Origin of the sequence: Pseudomonas sp. FP215 (assembly GCF_030687795.1) — a bacterium.
Lineage (GTDB): Bacteria > Pseudomonadota > Gammaproteobacteria > Pseudomonadales > Pseudomonadaceae > Aquipseudomonas > Aquipseudomonas salmasensis.
Window position 1 is genome coordinate 336,370 of record NZ_CP117447.1, and the last position, 11,245, is coordinate 347,614.

Genomic DNA, 11,245 nt, shown 5'->3' on the forward strand with positions numbered 1-11,245 from the left:
ACGTTGTCTCTGCTATTTTTCGGGTGACCAAGCCCGGTCGCTGAATTGGCAGCGACGAGCCCAACCTTAGAAGTGAGTTTGTTCTCGGGCAATAAACAGATGGTTTAATCGTTCGCGGTTCGATCAGACACTGAGAGGCTTGCTGATACAACGCTCAAAAATCGCTTCCAATCCCCGATAGTCACACGCCACTGCATCAATATTCGCGGGTATCCAGGCCGCATGTTTTACCAGCCACCAATTCACCGAAAACCCCGCATTCACGATGATCTGTTCAAACAGGATCCGCTGCGCCCGGCCATTTCCCTCGCGGAAGGGATGAATGACATTCAGGTCGCCATAAGCTTCAGCGATTTGACGCACAAGGTCAGCCTGAGTCGCACCAACATACCAATTGGCGTCTTGCATATGCCGGACGATTTTCGCCGCCTCTGGTGGAATACGCTCTGGGGTGCAAAACAGCGTGTCGCCTTTCTGGATGTTGACGCTGCGCAGTTCGCCGGCCCAGTCATAAATGTCACCGAACAGGATGCGGTGAATGTGTTGCAGACGATCAAGGTCGTAGGGCGGCGGAAAGAGTGGAAGGTTGCCTACGGCGATTTCGGATAATTCCCGCTCGGCCTGGTGCAGGCGTGCTTCATCGAGCAAATCGAGGCGGTTGCGCAGGATGCTGCTACCGGGATAGCAGTACGGGTCCTGGCCCACCCCGTATTTGTCGAGCATCAGCGTGAGGTGTTGCGGTACTTGGCAAGAACGGCTTCGCGTGTCGGCAGGGGTTTGTCGACGTCGGTCGGTTGGGTATCGAACCCTTCCAGGCGCAGGCTGGCCAGGTAATTGGAACGGCGGATCTTGTGATAGTGATCCTGTTTTTGCTCAAACGTCAGTTCGCTCATCGCTGCGTCCTCTTGGAAAGCAAGGTTTGATTGTAGCGCAATGCGTCAGGGCGAAGGCAGGATAAAAACCACGTCGTAACCTGTATAGAATCCCGTTGACGATCTTAATTCAGTGTAAATTTTCGGAATCCTCCTCTCCGGCCCAGTGCCATCCTTTGCCTGTGTATCATCCTGTCTCTTTTTTCCTTGCGACCTTTCTCGATTCGCCGAACTTACTGGGCTACGTTTTTAAGCCACGTTCAGCGGTCAATGGAGTGACAGCCTTATGCACGACACCCTCCAGCAGGTCTTTGGTTACCCACACTTTCGCTTGGGCCAGGAAGAGACGGTCAGCGCCGTGCTGGCTGGGCGTTCTGCCGCCGCCATTTTCCCTACGGGGTCGGGCAAATCCTTGTGTTACCAGCTGTCGGCCGTGTTGCTGCCGCACCTGACGCTGGTGGTGTCGCCGTTGCTGGCGTTGATGCAGGACCAGTTGGGTTTCCTGCAGCGCCATGGCATTTCGGCGGGCAGTATCGATTCGGCCCAGAGCCGTGATGAAGCCAATGATGTCATGGGCCGTGCGCGATCGGGCGAGCTCAAGATCCTGATGATTTCCGTGGAGCGTTTGAAGAACGAGCGTTTCCGTAATTTCCTTAACAGCGTGCAGATCTCGTTGCTGGTGGTGGACGAGGCGCACTGTATTTCCGAATGGGGCCACAACTTCCGTCCGGATTATTTGAAGCTGCCGGACTACCAGCGCCAGTTCAACATCCCGCAGGCGCTATTGCTGACGGCCACGGCCACACCCAAGGTGATCGCCGACATGCAGGCCAAGTTCGCCATTGCTGCCGAGGATGTGGTGACCACGGGCTTCTATCGCTCCAACCTCAACCTACTGGTGGAACCGGTCAGCGGCCACGACAAACGCCGCAGGCTGGTGGAATGGATGAAAGCGCGGGCCAACCAGCCGAGTATCGTCTACGTCACCTTGCAGAAAACCGCCGAGCAGATTGCCGAGCATCTGAACCGCCACGGTATTCAGGCCGAGGCTTATCACGCGGGGCTGCCCCACGAAAAACGCGAGGGTATCCAGCAGCGTTTCATGGGGGGCGCTCCAATTGTATTGTCGCAACCATCGCGTTTGGCATGGGCATCGACAAGAGTGATATCCGCAATGTCGTGCACTTCGACCTGCCCAAGTCCATCGAGAACTACAGCCAGGAGATCGGCCGCGCAGGGCGTGACGGGCAGCCATCGGATTGCCTGGTGTTGGCCAATCGCGACAGCCTCAATGTGCTGGAAAACTTCGTGTACGGTGACACGCCGGAGCAGGAAGGCATTCGTCGTGTACTCGAGGAGTTGCAGGCGGCGCGTAGCGAAGGCCAGTGGGAGTTCCTGCTCAGGTCGCTGTCGGACCACAGCAATATTCGCGAGCTGCCGCTCAAGACGCTCTTGGTGCAGTTGGAGCTCAAGGGCGTGATCGCACCGCGCTATGCGTTTTATGCGGAATACCGTTTCAAATACCTGATCGAACCCGAGGCCTTGTTGGCGCGTTTTTCCGGCGAGCGGCAGCAGTTTGTCGCGGCGATCATCCAGGTATGCAAGCGCGCTAAAACCTGGGCAACGGTGGATTTCGATGCGCTTTATCAACAGCACAATGCCGAACGTAGCCGGGTGGTGAAGGCGCTGGATTATTTTCAGGAGCAGGGCCTGATCGAGCTCGAAAGCAAGCAGATGACTGAGGTCTACAGTTTGCTCGACACCGATTTCGACCCGCAGGCGCTAAGCGCCGAGTTATACACAGGCTTCAAGCAGCATGAGGTGACAGAAGTCGCGCGAATTCACGCCATGCTCGACCTGTTCGCCACCGAGCACTGCCTGGGGCAACGCCTGGCGCGCTACTTTGGTGATGAAAATGCGCCCCAGCGTTGCGGGCATTGTTCGGTGTGCCACGGCCAGGTTGCCCATCTGCCGGCACCGCCGAGCCTGCCGTCGCTTGTGGATAAAAACTTCATGGGGCTGTGCGGTGATTTCATCCACAGGCATCATGAGCACACGGGGGACTTACCGAATGCGGAGCGTTTGACGCGTTTTCTTGGCGGTATCAGCGTGCCGTTGTTTACCAAATTGAAGGCGCGAGGCATTCCGGGTTTTGCTGCGCTGGAAGATTACCCCTACGCCGAGGTGCGCGACTGGGCCCATGCTCAATTGGATCAACTTTGACGAGACTTGCCGATGCCTGACTCAACGCCTGTGCGCGACGATTACCGCCACTTCCAACCGATCACCACGCGTTGGCACGACAACGATGCCTACGGCCATGTGAATAACGTCACTTACTACAGCTTCTTCGACACCGCCGTTAATACCTACCTGATCGAACAGGGCGGGTTGGATATTCATGACGGAGAGGTGGTGGGGTTTGTGGTGAGTTCGGCCTGCGATTACTTCGCCTCGATTGCTTTCCCTGAGCGCATTGAAATCGGCCTGCGGGTAGGCAAGCTGGGCAATAGCTCGGTGCAGTATGAGCTGGCGGTATTCAAGGCGGGCGAGCAGGAGGCGTGTGCGGCGGGGCGCTTTGTCCATGTGTTTGTGGACCGAGCGTCGAACCAGCCAGTGCCGATTCCGGGGATGTTGCGCGAGGCGATGCAGCGCTTGGTGGTTTGAGGGCACCTGCAAGCAACCCATACCAAATGTGGGAGCCGGGCTTGCCCGCGATGGCGCAGTATCAGGCAATACCTCTAAACCTGATTCACTGCGATCGCGGGCAAGCCCGGCTCCCACACTGGATGTGTTCGTCAGAGCACGTATTTATCAGTCGCGATAACGATGCTTGTTCTTGCGATGCCCATAGGCATGGCCGCGGCCTGGGTGGCCATCGCGGTAGTAGCGACGATCGTCACGGTCGCGATCGCGGTAATGGCGGCTGTCGCGATCACTTTCGTTACCCATGTAGTTGCCCAGCGCGCCGCCCGCGCCACCGCCGGCTGCTGAGCCGACCAATGCACCGGTACTGCCGCCGACGCTGCGACCCAAGACGTTGCCGCCGGCTGCGCCCAGTGCGCCACCAATGGCTGCTTCGCCACGGCTACGCTTGTCTGCGCCGACCGCGCTACCGCCAGCGCCGCCCAGGGCCGCGCCGATGGTCGAACCGGTGTTGCCGCCCAGCTGCTGGCCGACAACGGAACCTAGAACCCCACCCAATGCGCCGCCTACACCGGCTTCGGTGGTGCCGCCTGCCATGGCTGCGCCACTGACCAGGCCAAGGGACAACAAGAGAATCGAGGAGAACTTCATTCAGGGAAACCTCAAGGGATGACGGCGCGATCCTGAGGTCGTATCGAGCCGCTGACAATCGAAATCCGACCGGCGGCAGAGGTTGTATACAATTTGCTAAGTTACTGTTTTGTATAGGGAACTTAAGTCGTTTTTGCAGGTCTTTAGTTACTTCGGAAGGGCCGCTTTTATGCAAAAGCGGCCTTTTTTTGTGCCTGCAGAATGTGCGGTGCTTGTGCTGGCCTCTTCGCGGGCAAGCCCGCTCCCACACTTGGAATGCATTTCAAATGTGGGAGCGGGCTTGCTCGCGAAAGCGGTAGTACAAGCAACACATATCTCGGATCAAGTCAGGCCGAGCGCGCCATGATCAACCCATTGTCACTCGCCGCCTCCAAGCGAATCGCAACAAACTTAGACGTTGGCGTATGGCTCCCGTCGCCAGTGCTTTCCAGCGGCACCAGTGGGTTCACTTCCGGATAGTAAGCCGCCGCCTGCCCCGCCGGAATATCAAATGCCAGCAGCGTAAAGCCCTTCACGCGGCGCTCACGACCGTCCTCCCACAGCGACACGATGTCTGCCTTCTGCCCCGGCTTGAAGCCCAGGCGGATGATGTCGGCTTCGTTGACGAACAGCACGTCACGCTGGCCTTTGACCCCGCGATAACGGTCGTCCAGGCCATAGATGGTGGTGTTGTACTGATCATGGGAGCGCATCGACTGCATGATCAGGTCCGGCACGCGGCCCGTGGCGTGGGTGCGCTCATGGATCAGGTCTTTGGGCAAGATGTTCGGGCGGAAGTTGGCGCGGCCCGACGGTGTGTTCCAGCGGCGTGCGCCGGCGGAGTTACCCAGGTAGAAGCCACCTGGGTGTTTGATCTTCTCGTTGAAGTCCTTGAAGCCTGGAATGGTGTCGGCGATCAGGTCGCGGATGCGCCCGTAGTCAGCCACCAGCCAGTTCCAATCCACGGGCTTGCTGCCCAGGGTGGCGGCAGCAATGCCCGCCAGGATCGCCGGCTCGGACTTCATCAGTTTCGACAACGGTTGCAGTTGGCCATTGGAGCCGTGGACCATGCTGAACGAGTCTTCCACCGTCACCGCTTGCGGGCCGTCGGCCTGGATGTCGATGTCGGTGCGGCCCAGGCACGGCAGGATCAACGCATCTTTACCGTGCATCAGGTGGCTGCGGTTGAGCTTGGTGCTGATCTGCACGGTCAGGTCGCAATTGCGCAGTGCTTCAAAGGTGCGCGTGCTGTCTGGCGTGGCTTGGGCAAAGTTGCCGCCCAGGCCGATAAAGACTTTGGAGCGGCCTTCAAGCATGGCGTGAATCGCTTCCACCACGTTATGGCCATTGTCTCGCGGCACCTGGAACTGGAAACGACGCTCCAGTGCGTCCAGAAACGCCACCGGTGGGCGTTCGTTGATGCCCATGGTGCGGTCGCCCTGCACGTTACTGTGGCCGCGCACCGGGCACAGCCCGGCGCCTGGGCGGCCGATATTGCCGCGCAGCAGCATCAGGTTGGCGATTTCCTGGATGGTCGGCACCGAGTGGCGGTGCTGGGTAATCCCCATCGCCCAGCACATGATCACATTCTTGCCTTTGGCGTACATGCGCGCCGCTTGCTCGATCTCTACCAGGGTCAGGCCGGACTGCTCGACGATCTCCTCCCACGAGGTGTCGTCGATCTGACCCAGGTATTCCAGGACGTTGGTGGTGTGTTCGTTGAGGAAGTCGTGGTCGAACACCGCTTCCTTGCCTTCGGCCAGGGCTTGGCGTTCCCACAGCAGCAGGAATTTGGCCATGCCGCGCAAGATAGCCATATCGCCACCCAGCGCAGGGCGGAAGTAGGCGGTGTTGGTAGGCTTGTCACCGTTGGTGAGCATTTCCAGCGGATGCTGCGGGTGCTGGAAGCGCTCCAGGCCACGCTCTTTGAGTGGGTTGATACACACCACCTGTGCGCCGCGCTTCACCGCTTCGCGCAGCGGCTCGAGCATGCGTGGGTGGTTGGTACCGGGGTTCTGGCCCCAGACGAAAATGGCATCGGCATGTTCGAAGTCATCGAAGGTCACGGTGCCTTTGCCCACGCCCACGCTCTGCGCCAGGGCTACGCCGCTGGCTTCGTGGCACATGTTCGAGCAGTCCGGGAAGTTGTTGGTGCCATAGGCGCGTACAAACAGCTGGTACAGGTAGGCGGCTTCGTTGCTGGCACGGCCCGAGGTGTAGAACTCGGCCATGTTCGGGCTGGGCAATGCGTTGAGGTGCTTGCCGACCAGGTCGAAGGCGGCTTCCCAACTGATGGGCGCGTAGCGATCGGTCTGGGCGTCATAGCGCATCGGCTCGGTCAGGCGGCCCTGATACTCCAGCCAATAGTCGCTTTGTTCCAGTAACGCCGTGACGCTGTGTTTGGCGAAGAAGGCCGCATCGACGCGGCGCTTGGTGGCTTCCCAGTTGACTGCCTTGGCGCCGTTTTCGCAGAACTTGACCATGCCGCTTTCCGGCGAGTCGCCCCAGGCGCAGCCCGGGCAGTCGAAGCCGCCGTTCTGGTTGGTCTTGAGCATCATGCGCAGGTTTTTCAGGGCGTTGTCGCTGGTCAGCCAGGCTTGCGCCACGCTGATCAGGGCGCCCCAGCCACCGGCTGGGCCTTTGTAGGGCTTATAGCGTGGGGTTGGGGTCTGGTCGGCTTGGTGGTGAAGGCTCATGGCTGGTGCTCCATCGCAGGGCTATAGACCCGTGGCGCGCTTTTTTGCGGCAGGTGGATGAGGTTGAGGTTGTGCCGGCGCGCCCATTGCAGGGCCAGGCCGGTGGGCGACGACAGGCTGACCAGGGTCTGGATGCCGGCGCGCAAAACTTTCTGAATCAATTCGAGGCTGCAGCGGCTGGTAACAATCGCCAGGCCGCCGTCGGTCGGAATCTTTTGGCGGATCAACGCGCCAATCAATTTATCCAGAGCGTTATGCCGACCGATGTCTTCGCGACCCATCAGCAATTCGCCCTGGCTGTTCATAAACACCGCCGCATGCACGGCGCCGCTGTGCTGGCCCAGGGGTTGGAATGCGCTGATACGTTGGCGCAAGCCATCGAGCCACTGCGCCGGCGGCAAGGGCGCGCCGGGCAGCACCTGTAGGTCGGGCAATGCTTGCTCTACCGCTTCCACGCCACACAGGCCACAGCCGCTGGTGCCCGCCAATTGGCGGCGTTGCTGCTTGAGGTTCCAGAACGCGCGGCTGGAAACCTGTACCTGAGCGTACTGGGCTGCGCCTGAACCGCTGATTTTCAGGTCATAAATGTCGTTAACGTCGGTGATAATGCCGCTACCGAGGCTGAAACCTACAATGAAGTCTTCCAGGTCCGTAGGCGTCACCAGCATTACCGCCTGGCTGATATCGTTATAGGCAATCGCCAACGCCACTTCTTCGGCCAGCGCAGTGCTGGCCACTTCTGTGTGTTCAAGATTGCAATAGTGATAGCTCTGGCTGGCGACGGGCGCAGTCGTTTCGAGAGCGGGCGCCGCGCAGTGAGGGCGCTTGGCGTTCATGGGGCAGTACCACCGGCGGATTGATCAGTGTTTAGACTAGGCGCGACAAAGGGTCGCGTCTAATCGCCAGTATTGATCTATTGATAGAGGGCGTCGATCAAGGTTCACCGGCGTTTTCGTCGGGCTTATTCCAGGCAGGGGCGATTGAGATACTTTTGAGTCTTTAGCCAGTCTGGAACCCAAGTCGGCAGGACTGGTCTAGTCTTGGGCATCTGGAAATTAAATCCCAAGGAGAGCGCACCATGAGTATTTTTAGCTTTATCAAAGAAGCCGGCGAAAAGATTGTCGACCTGTTGACGCCGGGTAATGCGAACGCCAGTGAGCAGTTGAAGGAGCATGTGAGCAAGGTGGGCCTGGGTAATCCAAACGTGCAAACCACGGTGGATGGCGACAAGGTCACAGTGACCGGTGAAGTGGCCACGCAGGAAGAGAAAGAAAAGATCCTTTTGGCGCTGGGCAACATTGCTGGCGTGGCCAGTGTGGATGACCAGATCACAGTATCCGGTCCAGTGGTTGTGGCTTCGCGTTTTGTTGTAGTGAAAAGCGGCGACACCCTGAGCGCAATCTCTAAAACGGTTTATGGCGACGCGAATAAGTACAACAAGATCTTCGAGGCTAACAAGCCACTGTTGTCGCACCCGGACAAGATCTACCCAGGCCAGACACTGCGCATTCCTGAGTAATACGCAGGATAAAATGAGCAAGCTCGCCCTTTTGTAGGAGCGAGCTTGCTCGCGAAAAACTCACAGGCACCGCGTTTATCCAGGAAGCACGCGTTATCGTTGACGTTTTTCGCGAGCAAGCTCGCTTCTACATAAGCCCGGCAATGAGTTCTCGATAATCCCCGACGGCTGCAAATTCTGCAGTGTCCTTTGGTCCTTTCTTGCTATCAGGCTCTTTCACGGCCAGTAAATGCCCTACACCGAAATCCCGGGCGCTGCGCAGGATCGGCAAGGTGTCATCTATAAACAGGCTACGGGCCGGGTCAAACTGGATATCCGCTTGCAAGGCTTGCCAGAATTGCGGGTTTTCCTTGGGAAAACCGTAGTCGTGAGAGCTGATCAAGCGCTCGAAATACGGCGCCAGTTCAATGCGTTCCAACTTCAATGACAGCGAATCACGATGAGCGTTGGTGATCATGATCACGCGCTTGCCGGCCTGTTTGATCGCCGCCAGGAACGTATCGGCATCCGGGCGCAGGGCAATCAGGTGGGCGGTTTCCAGCTTGAGTTCGCGCACCGGGATCTTGAGTTCAGTGCTCCAGAAATCCAGGCAATACCATTGCAACTGTCCCGCGTTACGCTCAAACAGCGGTTGCAGCTCCATTTCGGCCATGGCCTGGCTCACACCGTGCAGTTCGGCGTAGCGCTGGGGCAGGTGCTCCATCCAGAAGTGGTTGTCGTAATGCAGGTCGAGCAGGGTGCCGTCCATGTCCAGCAGGACGGTGTCGATGGCGTGCCAGGGCAGAGAGGGCATGGTGGGGTCTCATGTAAGTAAAGATATCCGACACAGACAATCGGAAAAGCCACGGTATAGTAACCCGATCACGCCAAGGAGCCGTTTATGCGCCAGAAACCCACTGTCCTCGCCCGCGAAATAGTCGCCAGTAGCCGTTTGTTCCGCGTGGAGGAAGTGCAATTGCGCTTTTCCAATGGCGTTGAGCGCACCTACGAGCGTCTTGTCGGGCGTGGCACGGGCTACGGCGCCGTGATGATTGTAGCGATGATCGATGAAGATCATGCATTGCTGGTGGAAGAATACTGCGGCGGCACTGACGAATATGAATTGTCATTACCCAAAGGCCTGATCGAGCCCGGCGAAGACGTGCTGGCGGCGGCAGACCGCGAACTCAAGGAAGAGGCCGGCTATGGCGCACGGCAGTTGGAGCACATCACCGAGCTGTCATTGTCGCCTGGTTATATGAGCCAGAAAATTCAGGTGGTGCTGGCTACCGATCTCTATGAAGAGCGCCTTGAGGGTGATGAGCCCGAGCCGATGCGGGTAGACCGGGTCAACCTGCGTGAGCTGTCGGCGTTGGCGCAAAACGAGCAATTCAGCGAAGGTCGCGCCCTGGCGGCGTTGTATCTGGTCAGAGACCTGTTGACCCAGCGTGGAGCGTTCAACGCATGAGCGAACTGTTTTTAGGCCACCCGTTTATCGCCCCGGTCATTGAGCTGGCGCGCCAGGCCGGTGAGGCTATCCTGCCGTACTGGCGTGCCGACGTAGCCGTGACCTCCAAGGCGGACGATTCACCCGTGACGGCTGCCGACCTGGCTGCCCACCATCTGATTCTCGCAGGCCTCACCGCGCTGGACCCAAGCATTCCAGTGCTGTCTGAAGAGGATGCCGATATCGATCAGAGTGTGCGTGCCGGTTGGCAGCGCTGGTGGTTGGTGGACCCTTTGGATGGCACCAAGGAATTCATTTCTGGCAGTGAAGAATTCACCGTCAATATTGCCTTGATCGAACAGGGCCGCGTGGTGTTCGGCGTGGTATCGATACCGACCACTGGCCGCTGCTACTTCGGCGGCGCGGGCCTGGGGGCTTGGCGTTCGGACGTCAATGCAGCGCCCAAGCAGATTCAAGTACGCCAGGCCCCGGCCTCGGGTGAGGCCTTTACGGTGGTGGCCAGCCGTCGTCATACCAGCCCTGAGCAGGAGCGCCTGCTCAATGGCCTCAGTGAAGGCTTGGGCGAGTTGAAACTGGCGAATATCGGCAGCTCGTTGAAGTTTTGCTTATTAGCCGAGGGCAGTGCCGATTGTTATCCGCGCCTGGCGCCGACCTCGCAGTGGGATACCGCAGCGGCCCAGGGTGTATTGGAAGGGGCGGGGGGTGAAGTGCTGGAGTTGAATGGTAAGCCGTTCAGCTACCCGGCGCGGGAATCGTTGCTGAACCCGTTCTTTCTGGCGTTGCCGGCCAAGGCTGCGTGGCGTGAACGGCTTTTGACCCTGGCCAGATCTTAAGATCACTGCAGAGCAAAATGTGGGAGCGGGCTTGCCCGCGATGGCGGAGTGTCAGTCATACAGGTATTGGCTGATCCACCGCTATCGCAGGCAAGCCAGCTCCCACATTAGTTTTATGGAGTGGCTGCTAGCGGTGCAGCACGTACTGACCGGTAAAGACGACGGCATGCTCTTCGCTGCCCTCATTTACTATCCACGTCTCCAGCGCCAATCGCGCCCGCCCATAGCGCTGGTAGGTCGCCACAAAGCGTTTCCAAACCTTCTCCTGCGGCGCCGCGCAAATGGCTGTCGCGTCTTGCGTCACCGGCAGTGGGTAGCTGATCTGCCCTTCCTGAATCACGATATGCCCGTCTTCAATCCCGGCTTCACGCAGCTTTAGGTGCAGCCAACCCCAACCCGCCAGCACCGCGCCGCAGTAGAGGCTGCCGCCGAACATGGTGCTCTTGTGGTTGATATTGGCCTGCAAGGGCAGGTGCAGTTGCAGTTGGTCGTGTTGCCAGTCGAGCACCTTGAGGCCCATTTCCCGGGTGAGGGGGATGTCATGGTGAAGGATGGATTCCAGGTAACGGCTGTCGCGGCTCATGGCGGCCTCTTTGTGGGTT

Annotated in this window: 11 protein-coding genes and 1 pseudogene; 5 read left to right on the plus strand and 7 right to left on the minus strand. The window is 58.8% G+C overall.

Annotated features, from left to right (window positions below; all coding sequences use genetic code 11):
* Positions 1-123: 123 nt before the first annotated feature.
* Together PSH76_RS01420 and PSH76_RS01425 are read right to left on the minus strand one after the other, a co-directional pair.
* Positions 124-723 (minus strand): putative adenosine monophosphate-protein transferase Fic, encoded by a 600-nt coding sequence (locus PSH76_RS01420; RefSeq protein WP_098949826.1) that lies wholly within the window; start codon positions 721-723, stop codon positions 124-126.
* On the minus strand, positions 723-893 hold the full coding sequence (locus PSH76_RS01425) for a YhfG family protein (RefSeq protein ID WP_003187692.1): 171 nt from the start codon (positions 891-893) through the stop codon (positions 723-725). The genes PSH76_RS01420 and PSH76_RS01425 overlap by 1 nt, the downstream gene beginning before the upstream one ends.
* Before the next feature lie 265 nt (positions 894-1,158).
* Between PSH76_RS01425 and PSH76_RS01430 the strand changes: the two are divergent.
* A pseudogene (locus PSH76_RS01430) lies at positions 1,159-3,095 on the plus strand (ATP-dependent DNA helicase RecQ).
* A gap of 12 nt (positions 3,096-3,107) precedes the next feature.
* Entirely contained in the window at positions 3,108-3,539 is a 432-nt protein-coding gene (locus PSH76_RS01435) for a thioesterase family protein (RefSeq protein WP_032894109.1), read from the plus strand.
* Positions 3,540-3,686: 147 nt separating this feature from the next.
* On the opposite strand, the gene PSH76_RS01440 is transcribed toward PSH76_RS01435, so the two are convergent.
* From PSH76_RS01440 to fdhD, 3 genes are all read right to left on the minus strand, one after another.
* Entirely contained in the window at positions 3,687-4,169 is a 483-nt protein-coding gene (locus PSH76_RS01440; RefSeq protein WP_003187699.1) for a glycine zipper domain-containing protein, read from the minus strand.
* A 326-nt stretch (positions 4,170-4,495) separates the two neighbouring features.
* Complete coding sequence (locus PSH76_RS01445) at positions 4,496-6,844, minus strand: FdhF/YdeP family oxidoreductase (protein WP_305493502.1); 2,349 nt, start codon at positions 6,842-6,844, stop codon at positions 4,496-4,498.
* Positions 6,841-7,680, minus strand: coding sequence for a formate dehydrogenase accessory sulfurtransferase FdhD (gene fdhD, locus PSH76_RS01450; protein ID WP_032894106.1), 840 nt, complete (start codon positions 7,678-7,680; stop codon positions 6,841-6,843). The genes PSH76_RS01445 and fdhD overlap by 4 nt, the downstream gene beginning before the upstream one ends.
* A gap of 242 nt (positions 7,681-7,922) precedes the next feature.
* Here fdhD and lysM point away from each other — a divergent pair, with 242 nt between their 5' ends.
* Positions 7,923-8,363, plus strand: a complete 441-nt coding sequence (gene lysM, locus PSH76_RS01455; RefSeq protein WP_032894105.1) for a peptidoglycan-binding protein LysM — start codon at positions 7,923-7,925, stop codon at positions 8,361-8,363.
* Positions 8,364-8,490: 127 nt separating this feature from the next.
* On the opposite strand, the gene yrfG is transcribed toward lysM, so the two are convergent.
* Positions 8,491-9,156, minus strand: a complete 666-nt coding sequence (gene yrfG, locus PSH76_RS01460) for a GMP/IMP nucleotidase (RefSeq protein WP_032894102.1) — start codon at positions 9,154-9,156, stop codon at positions 8,491-8,493.
* 87 nt (positions 9,157-9,243) lie between these two features.
* Between yrfG and nudE the strand changes: the two genes are divergently transcribed.
* Both nudE and cysQ read left to right on the plus strand, forming a co-directional pair.
* Positions 9,244-9,810: an ADP compounds hydrolase NudE gene (gene nudE / locus PSH76_RS01465; RefSeq protein ID WP_032894100.1), complete on the plus strand. Its 567-nt coding sequence runs from the start codon at positions 9,244-9,246 to the stop codon at positions 9,808-9,810.
* On the plus strand, positions 9,807-10,643 hold the full coding sequence (gene cysQ / locus PSH76_RS01470; RefSeq protein ID WP_138761754.1) for a 3'(2'),5'-bisphosphate nucleotidase CysQ: 837 nt from the start codon (positions 9,807-9,809) through the stop codon (positions 10,641-10,643). The genes nudE and cysQ overlap by 4 nt, the downstream gene beginning before the upstream one ends.
* Positions 10,644-10,770: 127 nt before the next feature.
* Here cysQ and PSH76_RS01475 read toward each other — a convergent pair whose 3' ends face one another.
* Positions 10,771-11,226, minus strand: a complete 456-nt coding sequence (locus PSH76_RS01475; RefSeq protein WP_138761753.1) for a thioesterase domain-containing protein — start codon at positions 11,224-11,226, stop codon at positions 10,771-10,773.
* Between the last annotated feature and the right edge of the window lie 19 nt (positions 11,227-11,245).

Excerpts from the sequence above, each read along its gene's own strand:
- nudE (WP_032894100.1), top strand. The coding sequence starts at position 9,244 with ATGCGCCAGAAACCCACTGTCCTCGCCCGCGAAATAGTCGCCAGTAGC.
- PSH76_RS01475 (WP_138761753.1), bottom strand. The coding sequence starts at position 11,226 with ATGAGCCGCGACAGCCGTTACCTGGAATCCATCCTTCACCATGACATC.
- PSH76_RS01425 (WP_003187692.1), bottom strand. The coding sequence starts at position 893 with ATGAGCGAACTGACGTTTGAGCAAAAACAGGATCACTATCACAAGATC.
- PSH76_RS01440 (WP_003187699.1), bottom strand. The coding sequence starts at position 4,169 with ATGAAGTTCTCCTCGATTCTCTTGTTGTCCCTTGGCCTGGTCAGTGGC.
- yrfG (WP_032894102.1), bottom strand. The coding sequence starts at position 9,156 with ATGCCCTCTCTGCCCTGGCACGCCATCGACACCGTCCTGCTGGACATG.
- lysM (WP_032894105.1), top strand. The coding sequence starts at position 7,923 with ATGAGTATTTTTAGCTTTATCAAAGAAGCCGGCGAAAAGATTGTCGAC.
- PSH76_RS01420 (WP_098949826.1), bottom strand. The coding sequence starts at position 723 with ATGCTCGACAAATACGGGGTGGGCCAGGACCCGTACTGCTATCCCGGT.
- cysQ (WP_138761754.1), top strand. The coding sequence starts at position 9,807 with ATGAGCGAACTGTTTTTAGGCCACCCGTTTATCGCCCCGGTCATTGAG.
- PSH76_RS01435 (WP_032894109.1), top strand. The coding sequence starts at position 3,108 with ATGCCTGACTCAACGCCTGTGCGCGACGATTACCGCCACTTCCAACCG.
- PSH76_RS01445 (WP_305493502.1), bottom strand. The coding sequence starts at position 6,844 with ATGAGCCTTCACCACCAAGCCGACCAGACCCCAACCCCACGCTATAAG.
- fdhD (WP_032894106.1), bottom strand. The coding sequence starts at position 7,680 with ATGAACGCCAAGCGCCCTCACTGCGCGGCGCCCGCTCTCGAAACGACT.